Genomic DNA, 19,507 nt, shown 5'->3' on the forward strand with positions numbered 1-19,507 from the left:
GGCCTTCCGCCGCGCGGCGATAGCCGCTCCGGGACCATCCCCGCGTGCGCGGGGAGCACATGTTCGCCTGCGTCAGGTCGGCCTGCGCCTGCGGACCATCCCCGCGTGCGCGGGGAGCACTTCGAGCTGGTGCGTCTCGATGAGGGTGCCGAGGGACCATCCCCGCGTGCGCGGGGAGCACGAGTGGGTGTGCGTCGACCCCAGCGCGAAGTACGGACCATCCCCGCGTGCGCGGGGAGCACGACGAAAACCTACAGGACCTGGAACGGTTTGAGGGACCATCCCCGCGTGCGCGGGGAGCACAAGCTCGCCTCGTCGCCCGTCACCTCGAAAGTGGGACCATCCCCGCGTGCGCGGGGAGCACGCATCGATATTCGGCGAGGCGGCACAGCGACACCGGACCATCCCCGCGTGCGCGGGGAGCACCCCACGACGGCTGCGGCATAACGCTCGGCCACGGGACCATCCCCGCGTGCGCGGGGAGCACCCCACCGCCGGATGTGTCAGTCCAGTTGACCTGGGACCATCCCCGCGTGCGCGGGGAGCACATCAGGCCATCGACCTGCTCCTGGTACCGGCGGGGACCATCCCCGCGTGCGCGGGGAGCACACGGCCGCGCAATAGGCGTGGAACGCCGCCCAAGGACCATCCCCGCGTGCGCGGGGAGCACGCGGGCGAGCAGTTCGCGGCCACGATCCACGTCGGACCATCCCCGCGTGCGCGGGGAGCACGCGCTGGGTGTGTCCGTGGTTAGCCTGCTGCCGGGACCATCCCCGCGTGCGCGGGGAGCACAAGACCAGTTCCCACGACTCGCCGAAGATGGTCGGACCATCCCCGCGTGCGCGGGGAGCACTGAAGCGCCGAACCGTCAGCAGCCAGGAAAGGACGGACCATCCCCGCGTGCGCGGGGAGCACCTGCTGCTGCCCGCGTCTGGCATTGGTCCGCTGTGGACCATCCCCGCGTGCGCGGGGAGCACCGGGGGCTGCCCGGTCTGCGGAGCCGCACACGCTGGACCATCCCCGCGTGCGCGGGGAGCACTCTCAGGAGGAACCCGTGGCCGACGTCCGCAAGGGACCATCCCCGCGTGCGCGGGGAGCACTCCTGCCCGCGGTAGACGCCGTGGCGGCAGACCGGACCATCCCCGCGTGCGCGGGGAGCACCCATTTCGCGCTCTTGTGGACCCGCTTCCCGGCGGACCATCCCCGCGTGCGCGGGGAGCACGGTGAGCCGGTGCCCGCGCGGGACATGCTGCGCGGACCATCCCCGCGTGCGCGGGGAGCACCTGGCCGCGCCGCCCTTGCCGCGCTGGCGCGTCGGACCATCCCCGCGTGCGCGGGGAGCACAGCGGGACCAGCCGGAGCCGGAAAGCCTCCTCGGGACCATCCCCGCGTGCGCGGGGAGCACTCACCGCGCTCGACGCCAACACCAACGTCGAACGGACCATCCCCGCGTGCGCGGGGAGCACATCGCTCTCGCGCGACTTCTCGCTGGTGTTGAGGGACCATCCCCGCGTGCGCGGGGAGCACCGCAGGCCCATCCGCACGGCGCGGAGGGCGCTGGGACCATCCCCGCGTGCGCGGGGAGCACATGACCGAACCGAGGGCGGCCTGCCGCTGGTACGGACCATCCCCGCGTGCGCGGGGAGCACTTGCTCTCCCGGTAGGAGTCGTCCCACCGCGCCGGACCATCCCCGCGTGCGCGGGGAGCACCAGTCCAGCCAGGCCGGCTCGCCGCCGGTCAGCGGACCATCCCCGCGTGCGCGGGGAGCACCTGTCTCCTTTTGCGGTTGGCGACTGGCGCAAGGGACCATCCCCGCGTGCGCGGGGAGCACCCGCGGGTCTGGCGCTTGCAGTTACCGCAGTACGGACCATCCCCGCGTGCGCGGGGAGCACAGCGCATACTCCGCAGTCGCGTTCCCCGCCCAGGGACCATCCCCGCGTGCGCGGGGAGCACCTGATTCCCTTCTGCGCGGCCACCGGCCCCGCCGGACCATCCCCGCGTGCGCGGGGAGCACGTCGCCTGCTTCACCTGGATCTCGGCGACATCCGGACCATCCCCGCGTGCGCGGGGAGCACTTCACGTTTGGCCAGGTGACGGTGTTGAGGGCGGGACCATCCCCGCGTGCGCGGGGAGCACAACTTGCTTTCGGGCCGGTACGCCTCGGTCTTGGGACCATCCCCGCGTGCGCGGGGAGCACGCGAACGTCGAAACCACCGTCGCGTCCGACAACGGACCATCCCCGCGTGCGCGGGGAGCACGCAGGCGCACATGGTGCCGCTGGTCGGGAACCTGGACCATCCCCGCGTGCGCGGGGAGCACCCATTGCGATTGGCCGTGTTTTTCGCGGTAGCGGGACCATCCCCGCGTGCGCGGGGAGCACGCCGGAGCGGTGGTCTGGAAGTACAGGACCAGGGGACCATCCCCGCGTGCGCGGGGAGCACATCGTCTCGCCGCCGAGGCTGGCCGACCGGACAGGACCATCCCCGCGTGCGCGGGGAGCACGCTCCTACAGCGCCGTTTGGCGGGCGTGCCCGCGGACCATCCCCGCGTGCGCGGGGAGCACAGGAGGTACGCCTCGGTGGACCACTTGGCGGCCGGACCATCCCCGCGTGCGCGGGGAGCACACCTCGGCGTCGGCGGCAACCGATGGGGCGGCGGGACCATCCCCGCGTGCGCGGGGAGCACTTCGTGCAGTTCACCTCGGGCACCACGCCGGACGGACCATCCCCGCGTGCGCGGGGAGCACTGGGCGCGACCGCAGTACTGGCACTGCGCCCAGGGACCATCCCCGCGTGCGCGGGGAGCACAGGTCCGGCTCCGTGGGCGACAGCGTCAGCTCGGGACCATCCCCGCGTGCGCGGGGAGCACCTCGGCCAGGCCCCGCCCGGAGATGTCGTCGACGGACCATCCCCGCGTGCGCGGGGAGCACAGCCGATACCCGCCCCGTGAACGGCGGCGCCCGGGACCATCCCCGCGTGCGCGGGGAGCACGTCCACGCATCCCCCTTGATGGCCCGGCGCGGCGGACCATCCCCGCGTGCGCGGGGAGCACATCTGCCCAACGTGCCACCAGGCCGGCGTCGACGGACCATCCCCGCGTGCGCGGGGAGCACATGTCGCTGATCGATGTCGCGAACGCGTTCAACGGACCATCCCCGCGTGCGCGGGGAGCACACCTCATTCAAGGATGGAAATATGAATAGTTTGGGACCATCCCCGCGTGCGCGGGGAGCACGGGACTTCCTGTACGTGAAGGAGGTCGCGCGGAGGACCATCCCCGCGTGCGCGGGGAGCACCGCTCCGGCCTACCGCTGGCGGGCGCGCATGCAGGACCATCCCCGCGTGCGCGGGGAGCACCCCCGACGAACTGGATCGCCCCAAGGAGCAGCCGGACCATCCCCGCGTGCGCGGGGAGCACCAGACCACAGAGCAGACCGCGTCCGGCTTCACCGGACCATCCCCGCGTGCGCGGGGAGCACCGTGAAACCATCTCGCTCACCACGCTGGACGACGGACCATCCCCGCGTGCGCGGGGAGCACGAGTTGCCCGGCCTCGAGGTGGGAGCGGCGGCGGGACCATCCCCGCGTGCGCGGGGAGCACTCGTCGGTGAGGACAACGACCCGGTCGTGTTCCGGACCATCCCCGCGTGCGCGGGGAGCACTACTCGACGCCGTCGATGGTGACGACGGCGTTCGGACCATCCCCGCGTGCGCGGGGAGCACAGGGTGGCTGCGCAGCTCGCCGAGTACCACCAGGGACCATCCCCGCGTGCGCGGGGAGCACGATGCAGGTCATCCCGAGCCTCAAGGGCGTCAGTGGACCATCCCCGCGTGCGCGGGGAGCACACCGCGCTCGCCGGGGAAAGCATGAGATTGATCGGACCATCCCCGCGTGCGCGGGGAGCACAACGTGTCGAGTGCCGCAGCGACGCGCGGGTCCGGACCATCCCCGCGTGCGCGGGGAGCACTGGAGGGGCGCGGCTGCGGCGGTGGCGAGCGCGGGACCATCCCCGCGTGCGCGGGGAGCACTCCGCCGGGCTGGCCGCCCGCTACTACCGACTCGGACCATCCCCGCGTGCGCGGGGAGCACACTTCTTGACCTGGCACTTTACAGCCCAACAGGCACGATTTTATTCACTTCTCCTCGGCTGCTGCCCCCGGTGCCCAGTGCTGGCCCTGAGCAACGACTCATGCGGCAGCATGTGCGAACGCCGTCGTCCGCCTTTGTGCTCGTGTGACGGATCGACGAGGGCAGTGTAGGAGGACCGTCGGCGCTGCTGTCCACCCGGAGAGTCTGCCAGGAAGATCCTGTGTGAGGCGATGACCCGGCGGGCTGGAGCGGTTGCTCCGGCCGGAAAGGGCCAGCGTTGGCTAACAAGGACACCGCAGCCGAGGAGAAGACGGCTGCTGGCGGGCGGGCCGCCTCGGCGGACCTGGAGGTGCGGGTCGCTCAGGAGTTGATCGATCAGGCTCGGACGCTGCTCTTGCAGGTCACCCGCACCGTGTTGCAGACCGGGCTCAGGGCGGAGATGAGCGAGCACCTCGGCTGCGAGAAAGGCGACCTGGCCGGCCAGGACCGGGGGGCAACCACCGGACTTTCGGCCTGACACCGGCGCCCATGGCGGCGCTCGACGGAGGGCTGGATACCGCCGCTGGAAACCCACGTCAGCTGGGCCGGGCACGTCGTCGTGGCGACTTCGCAGGGTCCATCTCTCAGGCTGCGTTTTCGAGTAGTTCCAGGCCGCGTTCGGCGATTCGGACGACCTCGTGGGAGAGGTCGCCAAAGTCCTGGTCGGCCATGGTGCCGGCGAGTGAGCGGGTCCATACGCCCTGGGCGATGACGGCGAACTTGAAGTGCGCATACGCCCAGAAGGTCAGTAGGTCGGCCAGGTCGGCGCCGGTGCGTGCGACGTATCGGTCGACGAGGTGTCGCCGCCCGGGGAAGCCCGCCGTGGCGGTCAGTGCGGGGGTGAGCACGGGGCGGGGTTCGCCCGATTCGGTCCAGTAGAACAGCAGCATGCCCACGTCGGCGAGCGGATGGCCCAGGGTGGACAGTTCCCAGTCGAGTACGGCGGTGATCCGGCCGGGGTTGTGCCGGTCGAGCAGGCAGTTGTCGAGGCGGTAGTCGCCGTGCACGATCGCGGCCCGCACGTCGCGTGGCGTGCGGGCGCGCAGCTTCGCCACCAGCGCGTCGATCGCTGGGACATCGTCCATCTTGGACTGCTGCCACTGCTGGTACCAGGTGGCGACCTGGCGGGCGTAGAAGCCTTCCGGCCGGCCGTGGCCGGACAGCCCGACCGTGTAAGGGTCGAGGGCGTGCAGGTCGACCAGCACGTCGACGAGCGCGTCCGCCATCGCCACCTTGTCCGGCGCCGCCGGGGCGTACCCGTCGGGCAGGCTGTCGCGCAGCACGTGGCCGGGCACCCGCCGCATCACGTAGCAGGGCACGCCGAGCAGGTCGCCGCCGAGGTCTTCGAACACGATCTGGGGTACCGGCACGGCGGTGCCTGCCAACGCGCGCTGCACCCGTGCCTCGCGGGCCATGTCGTGGGCCTTGGGCAGCAGCGTGCCCGACGGTGGCCGCCGCAGGACCAACTCCCCTGCGGCGCTGCTGAGCAGGAAGGTCAGGTTGGACTTGCCGCCCGAGACGAGCGCGGCCCGCAACGTGCGCCACCGCCCGTCGCCGGTGGCCGCCGCGAGCGCGGGGCCGAGCCGGTCGGGGCGGACCAGTTCGTCGTGGGTACTCAATGGACGGACATCCCGCCGTCGACGGCCAGCGTCACGCCGGTGATGTACGACGAGGCCGCACTGGCCAGGAAAACCACGGCCGCGTCGAGCTCACGCTGCTCGCCGAGCCGTCCCAGCGGCGAGGTGTTCGCCAGGAAGCCGCTGAGCTGGTCGGGCGGCACATTGTTGGTCATCTCCGAGGCGAAGTATCCGGGCGCGAGCGCGTTCACCCTGATCCCTCGCCGCCCGGACCACTGCTGGGCCAGGTCGCGGGTCAGCCCCATCAGACCGGCCTTGCTGGCGGAGTAGGCGGCCTGCGGCGCGAACGACTTGACCAGTCCCAGCACGCTGGCGATGTTGACGATGCTGGACCCGGGCGCCATCACCCGGGCCGCCGCCTGGGCCATCCAGTAGGAGCCCATCAGGTTGACGTCGACCACCTGCCGGAACTGCTCCGGCGTCTCCCGGATCGCCGGCACAGCCGTGCCCACGCCGGCGTTGTTGACCAGCACGTCGATCCGGCCGAACCGTTCCATCGCGATGGTGGCCAGCGCGGTACAGGCGTCCGGATCGGTCACGTCGGTCCGCATCGCCAGCGCCTTGCGTCCGGCCGCCTCGACCCGCTCCACGGTCTGCTCCAGCCGGGCAGGTCGGCGACCGCCGAGCACGAGGTCGGCGCCGGCCGCCGCCAGTGCCACGGCGAAGCCCGCCCCCAGGCCCGAGCCGGCACCGGTCACCACGGCCACCTTCCCCTCCAGCGAGAACGCCTCCAGCCCCGCGGGGAGCAGAACGGCGTTCACTGGCCCTGGTCCGATCGCGCGCGCAGCACGTTCTTCTGGACCTTGCCGGTCGAGGTCTTTGGCAGTTCCGTGAATACGAACGACCTTGGCACCTTGAACCCGGCCAACCGCGCCCGCAGATGCGCTGCCAGATCGGCGGGATCGCCCGCCACACCGGCGCGCAGGTGTACGTACGCCACCGGCACCTCCCCCCAACGCGGGTCCGGCCGCCCGACGACCGCGCTCTCCACGACGTCCGGATGACTGTCGAGGGCCTGCTCGACCTCCACGGAGGCGATGTTCTCGCCGCCGGAGATGATGATGTCCTTACGACGATCCCGGATCTCCACATAACCGTCCGGATGCATCACCGCCAGATCCCCGGTCAGCAACCACCGGCCATCCACCGTGACCGCCTCGGTCGCCGCCTCGTCGCGGTAGTAGCCGAGCATCACATCGTTGCCGCGCACCGCGATCTCGCCGATCGTCTCGCCATCGGCCAGCACATCCCGGCCATCCGGGTCGACGACCCGCAGCGGCGAGGCGATGATGTTGCCGATCCCCTGACGCGCCCGCAGCCGCGCCCGCACCTCATCAGGCTCGGCGTCCCAGTCGCCCTGCCACTCGTTGATCGCGATCGGCCCGAACGTCTCGGTAAGCCCGTAAAGGTGTGTCACCCGCAGACCGAGCCGGTCGAGCCGGGCCAGGAGGGTCGGCGACGGCTGCGCACCACCGGTGTCGACGTGCACCGTGCGACCCTCCGGCAGCGGGACGGCCGCCCCCGCTTCAGCGATCATCGTCAACACGGTCGGTGCCGCACTCAGATGCGTGATCCCACCAGCCGTCAGCCGCTGCCAGATCTCGTCGACATCGACCCGCCGCAAACAGACATGGGTACCGCCCGCAGCCGTCACAGCCCAGGTGAAACTCCACCCGTCGCAGTGGAACATGGGCAGCGTCCACAGATAGCGGGCATCAGGGCCGAGACGAGCGTGATAACACATCGCGACCGCCTGCAGAAACGCACCACGATGGTGGTACATGACCCCTTTGGGGCGGCCGGTCGTGCCGCTGGTGTAGTTGATCGCCAGCAACTGCCGCTCATCTATCTCCGGCGGATCGACCCGATGCGCAGCGGCCAACAAGCTCTCGTACTCATCAGGCTCGACCAGACGCACCCCGGTACGGCCGGCCAGTTCGCGGGCCGGCCCGGCGAACTCCGCGGTGGCCACCAGCACACGGGCACCGGAATGCTCGATCACATACGCCATCTCGTCCGGTGCAAGCCGGACGTTGACCGGGACCAAGACCGCGCCATGCGCCGGCACCGCATGATGCATCTCCAGCATGACGTGACTGTTGACACACAACGCGGCAACCCGGTCACCCGGTCCCACACCAAGCCCGGCCAGAGCACCACGCAGCGCGTCACACCGGCCGGCGAACTCGCGATACGTCCACCACCGACTGCCGTCGACAACCGCGACCCGCCCCGGAAACGCCGCCGCGGACCGGCGCAGAAACCCCGCCGGGGTCAGCGGATCGAACGTGAACGACGCCATCCCCTATCCCTCCCTCGGATCGCGACGCCCGGTGTGGCGTGCATCCGGTGCCAGCAGCTCGCCCAGCCGGCGGACGTCGTCGAGGTCTTCGAGGCGGCGCACGGCCTCGACGATCCGCGCGGGGTCGGCGACACCGCCGCGGGTCGCGCAGGCCGTGAACTTGCCCGTGACCTCGTCGAAGGTCAGGCGGCTGGTGGCCGGCCAGATGTCGGCGTACCCGGTGACCCGCGCGCCGTCGTGGCGGGTAATGGTCACGCGGCTCTCGTACCGCATCTGGGCGTCCGTCTCGAAGTGACGCTCGAAGTCCTCGTCCAGGTGGACCGTGCAGCGGGCGGCCAGGGCCAGCACGTCCGGGTCGCGCAGCAGCTCCTCGGTGTAGAAGTCGAGCAGGTACGGGTCGGTGCGCGCGGCCCGCGTCCGGTGCAGCAGAGCGGCGACGGTGAACGGGATGCTGGCCTTGGCCCCGGTGACCGTCGCCGGTGCCGTCTCGGTCGCGATCATCGCGCGGCGCGTGCTGTCGACCCGCACGGCGGCGATGTCGGACACCGCGACCGGCTGCCGGTCGAGCAGGTCGAGCACCGCGGCCACGGTCGGCTGCACCAGGCCCATGACCGGCCGGAGCTTGATGCGCAGGCCGCCTCGGGCCATCTCCCACCGGTCGCCGATCCCGTCGGTGAGCCGGTCGAGGTCGGGCGTGCGGATGACCGCCGGGAACCACTCGTCGGTCCACCGCCGCATGCCCGTGACGCCGAGCGACGCGTACCGGCCCGCCACGACACCGAGCGCGGCGGCGTGCCCCTCGAACACGTCCTTGACCGTCGCTCCCTCCCGGGCGGCGTCGAGCAGGGCCGTTGGCGCGAGCGTGGCGGCGATCCCGAGCGTGTCGTGTACGCGGTCGGCGTCGTCGTCGAAGCGCAGCTTGGCCACCGCGGCCGCCGCGCCGAACGGACCGAGCAGGCTGAACGTGTGCAGCCGCTGCTCCATCAGCGCTCCCGTCCCGGCGGCGAGGCCGCACCGGGCGAGCACCTCGTACCCCACCGCGACCGCGGTCAGCAGTTGGGCGCCGGTGCTGCCCAGCGCCTCGGCGACGGCGACCGCGGCCGGCACGACGACGTTGCCGGGGTGCACGACCGCGCGGATGAACGTCTCGGACATCTCGGTCGCGTGCACCGCGGTGCCGTTGGCCAGGGCGGCCTGGTCGGCGGCCACGCCCCGCCGGTGCCCCCAGAGTGTCGCGCCGCCGCTCGACGCGTCGAGGCCGTCGCGGATCCAGGCGACGTGCGGGAGCGCGGCGCCGTAGAGCCCGCAGCCGAGGGCGTCGAGGATGCCGCGGCGGGCGAGTTCCGTACACGCCGGTGGCAGGCTGCCGGGCGTGGTGCCGGCCACGAGCTGGGCGAGCGCCGCGGACGCGTCACCCATCGGCCGGCCCGTATCCCTCTTTGACGAGCTGTTCCACGACTCGCCAGCCGACTGTCCCCCAGGACGTCGCGAAACCCTTGACGACCCAGGTCTGTACGTACCCGTGCATGAGTTCGGTCCAGGTCAGTCCGTGGTTGAGCGCGGCACGGCTGTGGTTGAGGGCGCCGTCGTAGTTGCGTTCGGCGATGTCGAGGAGGGCGAAGACGAGGCTGGCGTACGGCCGGGGCAGCCCGTCGCCCTCGGCCAGCCCGTCGAGGTAGCGCCGCAGCGAGACGTAGTGGGCGATCGCTTCCGGGATCACCGACAGCCCGCACTCGACCGACGGCGGCACCTCGCCCAGGTCGGCCCGGTAGAGCGCGCGGATCTCCTCAGGGGTAGCGGGCCCGCTCATCGGTCGAGCAGCCCGTGCTGGCGCATGATCTCCGTGCCGGCCGTGACGGTGGCCGGGTCGGAAGGGCTCATCGGCGGCCGTACCGGGCCGGCTGGCAGTCCGCGGGCCGCCGCCATCGCTTTGATCAGCGCCAGGTTGTGGCCGCCCGCTTCGAGAAACTTCGTGTGCAGTTGGCCGGCGACCGCCAGTACGTTCGACAGCTCCGCCTCGACCGGGCCGCCGGCGTTGACCGCGGCCCGCAGCCGGCTCAGGTGCGGCGCCTTGGCGGTCTCCATGTAGAGCGGGCGGGACGTGCCGAGCAGCACGTCGGGAGCCTTCGTGGGCAGCATCCGGCGGCCGGTGGCCCAGTACTCGTCGAGCGGGCAGCTCACGATCAGGTCGTCGCCGACCGCGCCGAGCGTCTCCAGGTAGCCGCTCAGGCTCATCGACGCCTCCTTGACCGCGCAGACCGCCGGGAAGCGCAGCAGCGAGCGCTGCATCGACGTGGTGATCCGGAAGCCGAACTCCGACAGGCCGGACGCGTAGAGACACAGGCCGATCCGGGCGCTGTCGGCGACCTCCTCCAGGAAGCGCAGCACGCCTTCGGGGGTGCGGTAGCCGAACGTCGGCGGCCAGAGCATGACCAGGTCCGCGCCGGCCAGCCGGGCCCGTTCGACGGCGGCAACCACGTCCGGTACGGCGTTGCCGGGCGTGACGGCGACGACCGGGACTCGGCCGCCGACCTGGCCGACGACGATCTCCAGCGCCCGGTCGCGCTCGGCGGCGGTGAGGGACTGGACCTCGCCGATGACCGAGTTCACGTACAGGCCGCCGGTGCATTCGAGGCGGAGCAGTTCCTCCACCTGCGTCCGCAACGCGTCCTCGTCGAGGGTCAGGTCGTCGGCGAACGGGGTCAGCGTCGTGACGATGTGTCCACGCAGCGTGGCACGCGCCCATTCGCGGGCATCGGTGACGTCGTACCTCATGCTCTGCTCCCCTCGAAGGTCTCCGCGAACAGGCCACTGACCGCGTCCACGACGCGGCTGAACGGTTGGTCGGCTGCGGCCCAGACGGTGTCGGCGACCGCCGCGCACCGGGCGTCGTCGGGGTCGCCGGTGACGATCCGGGCGAACTTGGCGTCGAGGTCGGCCCGGGCCGGACGGTGGTAGCGCGGTATCCGGTCGCGGTCCACCTCCTCCCGCAGCACCTGGCCGTCGGTGAGCGTGACGACGAGGCGGTTGCGGGCCGAGAGCATCGGGTACTCGCGGTTGAACCCCGGCTCCACGTGGGCGACCACCTTGTCCGCGAGCCGGCCGATCTCCGGGTCCTCGCGCATCGCCGGCTCGTAGGCGCGGCTGACGAACGCCCCCTCGTCGCCGGTGGCAAGCGCGACGGCGACCACGTGCTTGAGGCTGGTCTTCGCGGCCTCCTCGGTGGGCGGCCGCGCGACGCCGAGGAACTGGGCCGTGCGGGCGTACCCGTGCACCTCGACCGAGGCGATGTCAGCGGGGTCGATCCGCCCGCGCCGGACGATGGCCAGCGCGCACTCGATCGCCGGGTGCAGTGGCCCGACCGTCGCGATGTACTTGTACAGCGGGTAGTCCAGCTCCCAGGTCTCGCCGAGGCCGTCGCTGAGCCGGTCGGGGTTGGGCGCCGGCGAGACCAGGGCCGCCCACGAGCCGACGTCGCGGTCGCCGCCCACGCCCGCGGCGGCCAGGTCCGCGGCCATCGCGCCGCCCGCGCAGCCGGCGCCCATCGACACGCCCTTGCCGCTGGCGCCGCTGAGGACGAACGGGACGGTGGTGGCCGGCGCGCAGTTCAGCGCGATCGTCCAGGCGTCCACGAGCCGCTCCGCGGACAGCTCGCGCAGCACACCGACCGCGGTGGCCGCGCCGATGCCGCTCAGCGCCGAGGGCGTCCACCAGCCGGCCTTGTACGCCACGGCCGCGTCGCCCTCGACGGTCGCGCCGGCCGGGCGATTGAGCAGCAGGCCGAAGCGGATCACGGTCTCCATGCCGAGCGCGAGCGCGCGCAGGACGCTCGCCCCGTCGGTACCATCGCGCTGCGCGACCGCGACGGCCGCCGGGACGACGGCGTTGGAGGCGTGGACGACCGCCCGGGACACGCCCTCCCCCATCTCGGAGACGTGCATGGCGGTGGCGTTCAACGCGGTCGCGGCGAACACACCGGCGGGGCTTGGCGCGGTGCCGAACACCGTGGCCGGACCGGGCGCCAGCAGGCCCATCCTGGCGAAGGCGGAGGCGGTGGCCGCGTACGAGTCCTGCCGCGACCCGAGCAGCATCACGCCGAACGCGTCGAGCAGCAGCCCGTTGGCGTGTGCCCGAGGGCCGTCCGGGATACCGTCGCGGGTGGAGACGACGAAGTCGGCGAGTTTGGCTACGGGATCCATCCGGGCTCCTAACGGCGGTCGGCCACGCCGAGCGCCTTGGCAAGTCCGACGGTGAACTCCAGCACCACGATCAGCAGGACCGCGACGAGCAGCAGCAGCGAGCCGGCGGCGGCCACGAGGGGACCGCTCTCCTGGTCGAGCGTGAGCAGCATGCGTACGGGCAGCGTGATGGTGCTGGCGGAGTTGACGAACAGCGCGATCGAGGAGTCGTCGAACGCGACGACGAAGCCGAGGACACTGGCGGCCACGAGCGAAGGCCGGATCATCGGGATGGTGACCATCCAGAAGACCCGCGCGGGCCCGGCCCCGAGGTTGGCGGCCGCCCGCTCGACGTTGGGTGCGACGCCGGCCACCGCCACCATCAGCGTCCGAACGGTGATCGGCAGGACGACCACGAGCTGCGCCAGGGAGAGCAGCAGCACGTTGACCCGCACGCCCCAGGCGTTGTAAAGCGTGTAGACGCCGAGGCCCAGCACGATGTTCGGCACGAGCAGCGGCAGGAGTACGACGACGCCGAGCACCTTGCCCGCCCGGCTCGTGGTGCGGCCGATGCCGAGGGCGGCGACCAGGGCGACAGCCGTACCCATCGTGCCGGCCAGCAGCCCGGTCAGGAGGCTGACGACCGCGCTGCGTACGAGTGCGTCGTCGGCGAAGAACTGCTCGTACCAGCGCAGCGTGAAACCGCTCGGTGGAAACTCCCAGTACGGCGCCGGAGTCACCGAGGTGCCGAGGATCGCGACCAGCGGCGCGAGGGTGAACGCGACGAGCAGGGCGGCCGCCACGACCGTGGCCGCGCGGGCCAGCCAGACCCGCAAGGGGCGGCGTACGCGGATCGGCGCGTCGCCCTCCTTGGCGGGGCGTCTGCCAAGCATGGTGGTCATCGGCGACGACCTCCCGCCAGGCGCTGGGACGCCAGCATCCCGACCAGGGTGACGACGCACAGCAGCACGCCAAGGGTCGCCGCGCGGGGCCAGTCGAATGTGGATATCTGCTCCTGCACGATCTGCTGGGTCACCGTGCGGACCCGCCCGCCGCCGAGTACCGCCGGGATGGCGAACGAGCCCGTCGCCAGCGCGAAGACCAGGAGGAATCCGGCGACCATCGCCGGCCAGGCGTGTGGCAGCACGACCCGCAGCGTCGCCCGTACCGGCCCGGCGCCGAGGTTCTGCGCGGCGCGCATCTGGTTGGGCTTGATCGAGTCGAGCCGGGCCAGGACCACCATGACGACGAACGGCAGGAACACGTGGACGAAGCCGACCAGTACCGCCGTGCGGTTGAACAGGAACGAGACCGGACCCAGCCCGACCGATTCGGTGATCTTCGGGAGCAGGCCGGTCGGCCCGGCCGCGGCGATCCAGCCGTACGCCCGGGCGACGCCGCTGACCATCAGCGGTGCGATGACGACCACGGTCAGGTACGCCCGGGCCCGGCCGCCGACCCGCCAGATGCCGAGCGCCGCCAGCGCCCCGACCACGGTCGTGATCACACCGCTCAGCGCGGCGATCTCCACAGTGGACAGCCATGCGGTGAGGTAGAAGCGGTCGGTGAGGATCTCGCGGTAGCTCTCCAGCGTCAGGTCGGCCGTGATGCCGGTGCGCCGCGAGAACGAGTTGAAGCTCATCCGCACCGACGACGCCAGCGGCAACACGAGGTAGACGACGTAGAGCGCGACCGGCACCGCGACGAGCGCGACGAACAGGCGCCGGGAGATGGTCATGCCGCACCACCGGCGTCGAGGGGTACGCGCTCACGCTCCTGGCCGGGGTGGGCTCCCGCCGGCGCCTCCGGCACGAAGAACGCGTCGCCGAGCGACAGCCACGTCTGGTCGCCCCGTACCGCCCGGTCTCCCCAGGACGAGAGCGTGACCAGCAGGGTACGGTCGCCGACCGCCACCGTGGCCTGCAGGACGGGACCGAGGAATTCGGCCCGCTCCACCCTGCCGGGCAGGGCGGTGCCGTCGGCGGGCGCGTCGGCGAGGCCGACCGACTCGGGCCGGACCAGTACCGAGCCGCGCTGCCCGACGGCCGGCGCGTCGGCGGCGGCGACCGGCAGCCGTACCGTCCCGTGCCCGGCGACCTCGATGTCGACCACCGGCGCCGCCCCGCCCTCGACGACGACCGCCGGAAAGACGTTGCTCTCCCCCACGAAGCGGGCCACGTCCATCGAGGCGGGCCGGCGGTAGAGCTCCGGCGGCGGCGCCATCTGGGCGATGGTGCCGTCGAACATCACGCCGACCCGGTCGCAGACCGCGAACGCCTCCGCCTGGTCGTGGGTCACGAAGACCGCGGTGACGCCGGTGCGCTGGAGCACGTCGCGGATGTCACGGCGCAACTGCTGGCGCAGCTTGGCATCCAGGTTGCTCAGCGGCTCGTCGAGCAGTACGACCTCGGGACCGATCGCCAGCGCCCGGGCCAGCGCGACCCGCTGCTGCTCGCCACCGGACAACTGCTCCGGCAGCCGGTCGCTCTTGTGCTCCAGCCCCACCATCCGCAGCATCTCACCGACCCGGGAGGCCACAGTGGATGCCGGTGTGCCGCGCAGCTTCAGCGCGAACCCGACGTTGTCGTGCACCCGCAGGTGCGGAAAGAGGGCGTAGTCCTGGAACACCATCGGCAGTCCGCGCTTGTGCGGCGGCACCGGCAGGATGTCCCGCCCGTCGACCAGCACCTGACCGGCGTCGGGGGTGACGAACCCGGCGATGATGCCGAGCGTCGTCGACTTGCCGCAGCCGGAGGGTCCCATCAGGCCGAAGACCTCGCCGCGGGGGATCGTGAACCCGACCGAACGCAACGCCCACGGCCCGGTCCGGCCGTACCGCTTGCGCAGATCGACGACCCGGATGTGCTCACCTGCTCGCACCACGCCCTCTTTCCTCGTCCGTGACTACCGGGTGAAAACCTGATCCCAGGCTCGCGACCACTCGTCGAGCCGGTCGTACGTGCTCGGCGGAATCTCGGTGTAGCCGAGGCGCGTGTACTCGCCGACGACCGAGAGCTGGGCGGCCACACCGCTGGTCGGCTTGGTGACCTTCGTGTTGGTGTTGGGTACGAAACCGTTCTCCAGCAAGCTCTGGCTGGCCTTGGCCGAGATCAGCGCGTTGAGCGCGACGTGCGCCGCGATCGGATGCGGCGCCCCGGTGGGGATGCCCCAGCCGGCGGAGAGGAAGCCGGACCCGCCTTCGGGCACGACGAACGCGATCTTCGCGCCCTTCGCGGCCTGTTCGAGCGTGCGGGCCTGGCTGACCGGAGCGATGCAGCCGACGCCCTGCTGGATGAACTCGAGCGCCTCGCTGCTGGTCTGCGCCACGGTCGGGAAGCGCCCGGCGACAGCCTTGAACTTGTCGAGCGTCGGCTCGATCGCCGCGAAGTCACCGGAATTGATCTTGTTGAGAATGGGCAGGTAGCTCAGGCCGCTGCTGGGGTTGACCGGGATCGCGCAGCTGGCGAACTTCGGGTCGTAGAGGCTCTCCAGCGAGGTCGGCGGCGCCCATCCGTTCTTGGCGAACGTCTCGGTGTTGTATCCGAGCCCTTCGGAGATGACCACGTGTCGCAGGCCGTTGGGCGGGTTGCCGAACACCGCCTCCGGCAACGACCAGGTCCGGTCGAGCTCGGCGACGTTCGGCATGATCTCCAGGTTCGGGGGCTGCCACAGGCCCTGGCCGGCGCCGAGCGTGTGCGTGCGGTCGTTGGTCATCACGAGGTCGAACTCGATCCGGCCGCTCTGCCGCTGCGCCTGCAGCCGCGCCATGTTCTCCGAGGTCGTGCCCTCCTGGTACGTGATCCTGAGGTTCGCGGCCGCGCCGACCTCGTCGAGCGCCGCCTTCAGCGCCGCTCCCCAGGCACCGCCGGGGCCGCCGACGACCACCTGACCCTCGTGTTTGGACAGGTCACTGACCTGCGGTGCCGGCTCGTCGCCGGTATTTGGTGTGCCAGTCGCGGTGCACCCGGCACCGAACGCCAATGCGCCGGCGACCACGAGCGCAAGGCCCGCCCGCCGCCTCGGAGCGCACAACTTCATCCGAGCCTCCAGCCCTCTTGTCGCAGCCATTTACCGACCGGCCGGTCGGGCCAAAAACACATAGGTCAGCATCTGGAAACGACATGGACGTCGATGATGTGCGAGCAAACCCCGTTAGTTGACAGCTCTCGCGCTCAGTTCGAGTGAAGAACGAGCGGGCCGGCTGTGCCTGCCGCCTCTTGCGGGCAGACCATTGGTCTCCAATTGTCGACCGGCTAGTCGGCCGACGACCGCAAATTAACATGATCGCAACTTGCGGTCAAGGCGCGGTCAGACGGTCCCGGGAGCCCCGATCCCCCGCTCGACGATGTCCCACATCAGGTACGCGATCTCCCGCGGCCGCATCGATCCCTCGGACTGAAACCACTGGTAGGCCCAGTTGCACATGCCGAAGATGGACAGCGTCGTGAGCCGCACGTCGATGGCCCGAAACTCGCCCTCCCGCACGCCCCGCTCGATGACCGCCTCGATGTGCGTCTCGTACGCGTCTCGCCGGGCCTGCACCTCGGCGTGTGCGGCCGGCGGCAGCTCGCGGTGGTGCTCGAAGAAGACGCGCACGTGGCCGCGGTGCGTGTCCATGAGCTCCAGCACGTCGCCCATCGCCTCCAGCAGCAACTGGCGTGGCCGCATCGAGGTGGTCAGCCGCATCTCGTGGCGGGCGATCAGCGGCTCGATGAAGTCGCGGTGGATCTCCCGCAGGATCGCCTCTTTGCCAGAGAAGTAGTGGTAGAGCGTGGGCTTCGCGACGCCGGCGCGGGCGGCGAGCGTCTCCATCGAGGTCTGGTGGTAGCCCTCCTGGTCGAACAGCTCGGCCGCCAGACGGACGATCTCGGCACGGCGCGTGGACGCCGACCTGACGCGCCGGACACGCGCGGTGGAGTGTGCCATTGTGCCATCCATCCTTGTCTGGGCCGCGGCGACGCGTCCCCGCCGAGAGGTCGCGGATTGACAGTTCCACGACGCCGGACCTACGGTACTACCGACCGGCCAGTCGGGAAACAGACAACGATGATCACAAGGTTACGATCGACCAGGGCGCCCACGACGCCGTTCGCCCGCCGCCCCGCCCGGTCTACCTCTACCTGAACTCAGCCGCGGGCAAGGACGCGGCCGCGCGCATCGACAACGAACTCGGGCGCTTCCGGGCCCACGACTACCATCGGCGCCACCAGCGAGCCATGGCGGCAACGTCCACTGTAGGCGCTGCCGTGCGGACGCCCGAGGACGTGCCGGCCGCGCTGGAGCCCTACGAGAGTCTCGCCCTGCCCGTCATCAGCGCGGTCCGCCCGACATCGGAAGCGGAACGAAGGACGCTGATGGAGACTTTCGCACCGCTGCGCCACTGAACGGCACTGGTCGCACGGTGCTTCAGGCTACGAGCAGGCGGAGGCCGAGATCTACCGCGTCGAGGGCGACGATCTCGCGGTTGCGCTCGGCCCACCGGCCTGAGGAAAGGTCGTCGGCGAGTCTGCTCACCGCCCGCCGCTCGGCCTGCGGCCCGACTCGGGTCCATACCGACACCGCGCGGCGCACGTGTTCGTCCAGGTACGCCTCGGGCCGACGCCAGTAGGCCTCGAAGAAGCCGTCAGCGCAGTCCCACGGGATGAGCACCGGCTCCGCGCGGCCCCCGATCGCACCGGCCAGGTCGGCCAGTGAAGGCCAGCCGACGAGAAGGCCGGCGAATTCCGGCATGTAGTCGCGGATGAGCCAGAACCGGTGCGCCCAGCCGGTCTCATCGGCGTCGTAGGTGAGCACCACCATGCGGCGAGCCACACGCCGCATCTCACGCAGCCCGGCGACCGGGTCCGCCCAGTGATGAACGGTGCTGACCGCCATCGCGGCGTCGAAGGACTGGTCCTCGAACGGCAGGCTCTCCGCGGCGGCGGCCACGCACGGCGCCGCGCCCGCGGGACGCTGCGCCCGCATCACCGCCGAGGGTTCCACCGCCGTGACGTCGCGATCGTGGGGCTCGTAGGAGCCGGTGCCAGCCCCGACGTTCAGCACCGTCCGCGCGTCCCCGAGCGCGTCCCAGATGCGTGCGGCGATCCGCGGCTCGGTGCGGCGCGTCGCCGGGTAGGCGGACCCGATGGCGTCGTACAACCGCGCGCCGAACACTTTCAGTTGTTCCTCTGGCGTCGTCCTGATCCCCATTGCCCGCGCCTCCAGTTCCCTGTCTATGGCTGTCGCCATGGCGGCGGCGCGGTCGCGCTGGTCTAGCAGCAGGCCGCGCAGCCGGCGCAGGTGCGCGACCGCATCGGTGGCCGGATCGTCGACCAGATCCGCGATCTCGCGCAATCCGAAGCCCAGCCGCCGGTAGGCGAGCACCTCCCGCAGTCGCTCCACATCGCCGGCCGTGTAGGCCCGGTAGCCAACCGCGGTCCGCGAGGACGGCCGCACGAGGCCGATCTCGTCATAGTGATGCAGCGTGCGGACGGTCACGCCGGCCAGCTCAGCCACACGTCCCACGGTCAGGTGCTCCTCCACGCCACCGACTATCCGGCATGACGCCACGTGAGGGACAAGCTCGCCCTGACGCACCGCGCCCGATGGCGGCGCCTCGATCCCGGCCGGCACGCCCCGCTCGCTATTGGGGTCTCCCCCGGGTCGCCCAGCGTGCGGCCGGGTCGCGCATCGCGGCTACGAGCGCGCAGGTCGCGGCGACCGCGATGCCTGACCAGCGCAGGTGAGCGGGCGTCCACTCCCGGCCGAAACCGACCAGCATCGGGGCCTGTGGAATCGACGCGGCCAGCAGCAGCGACGCCAGAAGCACGGGCGTGGTGATGATGCCGGGCTGGTCGAACCCCATGCGACGCGCCCACGCGGCCACGGCCCACATCACGGTGACCGTGGCGGCCAGCTCGGTCGTGAGACCGAGGCCGAGGCTCCACCGATCGCCCGCCGGAGCCGAGGGGAGATAGACCGCGAGCACCGCCGCCCATACCGGCACGACGACGGCCACGGCACAAGCCATCCGCAGCCACAGCCGGCGCGCCAGGCCGTACGGGCTGGCCTGCAGCGTGATCGCGGCGCTGTCGTCGAGTGCGTAGCCGCTGCCCAGGGCCAGCAGCAGACCCAGGACGCGCAGGTCGCCGACGGTGTCGTGCGTGTCGCCGAGGCGGACCACCAGGTACGCGGCGACGGCGGCGGCACTCGTTGCGAACGGGGCCAGGCGCAGGCTGCGTACCAGGTGGCCACTGCGGACAAGTTCCCGTGCCACGGACGG

General features: G+C 71.5%; 16 protein-coding genes and 1 CRISPR repeat array (1 of these 17 only partly in view). Of the genes, 2 read left to right on the plus strand and 14 right to left on the minus strand.

Annotated elements, in window-relative coordinates; genetic code table 11:
* Window positions 1-4,090: a CRISPR direct-repeat array (repeat unit 28 nt; unit sequence GGACCATCCCCGCGTGCGCGGGGAGCAC) (it extends 578 nt beyond the left edge of the window).
* A gap of 277 nt (window positions 4,091-4,367) precedes the next feature.
* Window positions 4,368-4,607, plus strand: coding sequence for a hypothetical protein (locus tag ACFFIA_RS22965; protein WP_377253685.1), 240 nt, complete (start codon window positions 4,368-4,370; stop codon window positions 4,605-4,607).
* 106 nt (window positions 4,608-4,713) lie between these two features.
* Here ACFFIA_RS22965 and ACFFIA_RS22970 read toward each other — a convergent pair whose 3' ends face one another.
* The 12 genes from ACFFIA_RS22970 to ACFFIA_RS23025 form a co-directional block, all read right to left on the minus strand.
* Window positions 4,714-5,748, minus strand: coding sequence for a phosphotransferase family protein (locus ACFFIA_RS22970; RefSeq protein WP_377253686.1), 1,035 nt, complete (start codon window positions 5,746-5,748; stop codon window positions 4,714-4,716).
* Window positions 5,745-6,527: an SDR family NAD(P)-dependent oxidoreductase gene (locus ACFFIA_RS22975; RefSeq protein WP_377253687.1), complete on the minus strand. Its 783-nt coding sequence runs from the start codon at window positions 6,525-6,527 to the stop codon at window positions 5,745-5,747. The genes ACFFIA_RS22970 and ACFFIA_RS22975 overlap by 4 nt, the downstream gene beginning before the upstream one ends.
* Complete coding sequence (locus ACFFIA_RS22980; protein ID WP_377253688.1) at window positions 6,524-8,068, minus strand: AMP-binding protein; 1,545 nt, start codon at window positions 8,066-8,068, stop codon at window positions 6,524-6,526. Before ACFFIA_RS22980 ends, ACFFIA_RS22975 begins: the two co-directional genes overlap by 4 nt.
* Window positions 8,069-8,071: 3 nt before the next feature.
* A complete protein-coding gene (locus ACFFIA_RS22985; RefSeq protein ID WP_377253689.1) occupies window positions 8,072-9,487 on the minus strand; it encodes an MmgE/PrpD family protein in 1,416 nt (471 codons plus the stop codon).
* Window positions 9,480-9,878: a carboxymuconolactone decarboxylase family protein gene (locus tag ACFFIA_RS22990; RefSeq protein ID WP_377253690.1), complete on the minus strand. Its 399-nt coding sequence runs from the start codon at window positions 9,876-9,878 to the stop codon at window positions 9,480-9,482. The genes ACFFIA_RS22985 and ACFFIA_RS22990 overlap by 8 nt, the downstream gene beginning before the upstream one ends.
* Window positions 9,875-10,843 (minus strand): dihydrodipicolinate synthase family protein, encoded by a 969-nt coding sequence (locus ACFFIA_RS22995; protein WP_377253691.1) that lies wholly within the window; start codon window positions 10,841-10,843, stop codon window positions 9,875-9,877. Before ACFFIA_RS22995 ends, ACFFIA_RS22990 begins: the two co-directional genes overlap by 4 nt.
* Window positions 10,840-12,267, minus strand: coding sequence for an MmgE/PrpD family protein (locus tag ACFFIA_RS23000; RefSeq protein ID WP_377253692.1), 1,428 nt, complete (start codon window positions 12,265-12,267; stop codon window positions 10,840-10,842). Before ACFFIA_RS23000 ends, ACFFIA_RS22995 begins: the two co-directional genes overlap by 4 nt.
* A gap of 8 nt (window positions 12,268-12,275) precedes the next feature.
* The gene (locus ACFFIA_RS23005) at window positions 12,276-13,148 is read right to left on the minus strand and encodes an ABC transporter permease (protein WP_377253693.1); all 873 of its coding nucleotides are present in this window, start codon (window positions 13,146-13,148) and stop codon (window positions 12,276-12,278) included.
* Complete coding sequence (locus tag ACFFIA_RS23010) at window positions 13,145-13,984, minus strand: ABC transporter permease (protein WP_377253694.1); 840 nt, start codon at window positions 13,982-13,984, stop codon at window positions 13,145-13,147. The genes ACFFIA_RS23005 and ACFFIA_RS23010 overlap by 4 nt, the downstream gene beginning before the upstream one ends.
* The gene (locus tag ACFFIA_RS23015; protein WP_377253695.1) at window positions 13,981-15,129 is read right to left on the minus strand and encodes an ABC transporter ATP-binding protein; all 1,149 of its coding nucleotides are present in this window, start codon (window positions 15,127-15,129) and stop codon (window positions 13,981-13,983) included. Before ACFFIA_RS23015 ends, ACFFIA_RS23010 begins: the two co-directional genes overlap by 4 nt.
* Window positions 15,130-15,150: 21 nt before the next feature.
* A complete protein-coding gene (locus ACFFIA_RS23020; protein WP_377253696.1) occupies window positions 15,151-16,284 on the minus strand; it encodes an extracellular solute-binding protein in 1,134 nt (377 codons plus the stop codon).
* A 270-nt stretch (window positions 16,285-16,554) separates the two neighbouring features.
* Window positions 16,555-17,172 (minus strand): TetR/AcrR family transcriptional regulator, encoded by a 618-nt coding sequence (locus ACFFIA_RS23025; RefSeq protein ID WP_377253697.1) that lies wholly within the window; start codon window positions 17,170-17,172, stop codon window positions 16,555-16,557.
* Between the two features lie 14 nt (window positions 17,173-17,186).
* Between ACFFIA_RS23025 and ACFFIA_RS23030 the strand changes: the two genes are divergently transcribed.
* Window positions 17,187-17,630 (plus strand): hypothetical protein, encoded by a 444-nt coding sequence (locus ACFFIA_RS23030; RefSeq protein WP_377253698.1) that lies wholly within the window; start codon window positions 17,187-17,189, stop codon window positions 17,628-17,630.
* A 22-nt stretch (window positions 17,631-17,652) separates the two neighbouring features.
* Here the strand turns inward: ACFFIA_RS23030 and ACFFIA_RS23035 are convergent, their stop codons facing one another.
* Together ACFFIA_RS23035 and ACFFIA_RS23040 are read right to left on the minus strand one after the other, a co-directional pair.
* Window positions 17,653-18,768 (minus strand): MerR family transcriptional regulator, encoded by a 1,116-nt coding sequence (locus tag ACFFIA_RS23035; RefSeq protein ID WP_377253699.1) that lies wholly within the window; start codon window positions 18,766-18,768, stop codon window positions 17,653-17,655.
* A gap of 100 nt (window positions 18,769-18,868) precedes the next feature.
* Window positions 18,869-19,501, minus strand: a complete 633-nt coding sequence (locus ACFFIA_RS23040) for a hypothetical protein (protein ID WP_377253700.1) — start codon at window positions 19,499-19,501, stop codon at window positions 18,869-18,871.
* Window positions 19,502-19,507 lie beyond the last annotated feature (6 nt).

The sequence above is a fragment of the Phytohabitans kaempferiae genome (assembly GCF_042433955.1).
Classification (GTDB): Bacteria; Actinomycetota; Actinomycetes; order Mycobacteriales; family Micromonosporaceae; genus Phytohabitans; species Phytohabitans kaempferiae.

Bases quoted from the DNA above. Each gene is read 5' to 3' on its own strand.
- ACFFIA_RS22995 (WP_377253691.1), bottom strand. From the start codon at position 10,843: ATGAGGTACGACGTCACCGATGCCCGCGAATGGGCGCGTGCCACGCTG.
- ACFFIA_RS22980 (WP_377253688.1), bottom strand. From the start codon at position 8,068: ATGGCGTCGTTCACGTTCGATCCGCTGACCCCGGCGGGGTTTCTGCGC.
- ACFFIA_RS23025 (WP_377253697.1), bottom strand. From the start codon at position 17,172: ATGGCACACTCCACCGCGCGTGTCCGGCGCGTCAGGTCGGCGTCCACG.
- ACFFIA_RS23010 (WP_377253694.1), bottom strand. From the start codon at position 13,984: ATGACCATCTCCCGGCGCCTGTTCGTCGCGCTCGTCGCGGTGCCGGTC.
- ACFFIA_RS22985 (WP_377253689.1), bottom strand. From the start codon at position 9,487: ATGGGTGACGCGTCCGCGGCGCTCGCCCAGCTCGTGGCCGGCACCACG.
- ACFFIA_RS23020 (WP_377253696.1), bottom strand. From the start codon at position 16,284: ATGAAGTTGTGCGCTCCGAGGCGGCGGGCGGGCCTTGCGCTCGTGGTC.
- ACFFIA_RS22990 (WP_377253690.1), bottom strand. From the start codon at position 9,878: ATGAGCGGGCCCGCTACCCCTGAGGAGATCCGCGCGCTCTACCGGGCC.
- ACFFIA_RS23005 (WP_377253693.1), bottom strand. From the start codon at position 13,148: ATGACCACCATGCTTGGCAGACGCCCCGCCAAGGAGGGCGACGCGCCG.
- ACFFIA_RS23000 (WP_377253692.1), bottom strand. From the start codon at position 12,267: ATGGATCCCGTAGCCAAACTCGCCGACTTCGTCGTCTCCACCCGCGAC.